We start from the raw sequence: 923 nt of genomic DNA, 5'->3' as shown, positions 1-923 counted from the left end.
CCCGGGGCGCGCACGCGCCCGGCATCGCGGCGGCGGTGGCCGGTGGGGGGCCCCCGGCGCGTTCGTGTGGCCGGTGCCCCTCGTCGATGCCGGCCTTTCGCTGGGACCGGCCTTGCCGGCGCCGGGCTTTGGCTCGCGCCGGCCTTTCGCTCGTGTCGGCCGCTGGAGTTTCGGCGTTGCTGATGGGGCGGACGGCACGTGGCTCTCTCTGAGTGCGGGGAGTTGTTATGGCTGGTCGCAGGTGGTGAAACCCGGCTTCGCGGGGCGGTTCGCGCCGTGAAAGCGTCGGCGGGGCCGTGCTTTGGATCCATCTCGGCGACGTGGGGCTTCTGGCGGCGCGCGAGTGGTCGCGCCGACCTTTGCGACAGGTCCGGCGAATGCGAGCAAAACGGTTACTCTTTGTAACGCCGTGATTACTGCTTGGTGACTATTTGCCGTCATGCTGGGCCGCCCTATTGGATTACCGCAGAGTAGCTGGGTAACTACCGTACGCGACGCCCTCTGAGGGGGGCTCTGGAAATATTCGCTTCGGGCCCTCGGCCCGGTACGGGAGGACTCTCGTGTTCAAGAAGCTCGCCGCCACCGGCATCCTCGGTTTCGCGGTCGCCGGTTCGGTTCTGGCCGCGGCCCCCGCGTACGCCGGGGGCTGGGACCACGGCCACGGTCATGGCAAGGGCCATGGCCACGGTGGCCAGTTCAACGGCAACCACACCAGTGGCAACTTCTCCATCCTCGGCGGCAACCAGATCAACGCCCCGATCTCGATCCCGATCGACGTGTGCGGCAACGCCGTCGCCGTCGTCGGCATCGCGGGCGCGGGCTGCAAGGGCGGCGCGTCCGTCGACAACGGCTGATCCGCCGCGCCGGGCGCGCAACGGCCCGGCCCTTGCCGCGCGCCGCCGCCGCCACCATGGACTGCGTGA

2 protein-coding genes are annotated in these 923 nt (G+C 69.9%); both read left to right on the top strand.

Annotated elements, in window-relative coordinates; genetic code table 11:
* Positions 1 to 280: hypothetical protein (locus tag ABZ914_RS15615; protein WP_500193587.1), on the top strand; the 280-nt coding region annotated here is incomplete at its 5' end.
* A 280-nt stretch (positions 281 to 560) separates the two neighbouring features.
* Complete coding sequence (locus tag ABZ914_RS15610) at positions 561 to 854, top strand: chaplin family protein (RefSeq protein ID WP_190859500.1); 294 nt, start codon at positions 561 to 563, stop codon at positions 852 to 854.
* The last annotated feature ends 69 nt before the right edge of the window (positions 855 to 923 follow it).

Source organism: Spirillospora sp. NPDC046719, from assembly GCF_040645715.1.
GTDB lineage: Bacteria > Actinomycetota > Actinomycetes > Streptosporangiales > Streptosporangiaceae > Spirillospora.
This window is presented reverse-complemented; position numbering and strand designations above follow the sequence as displayed.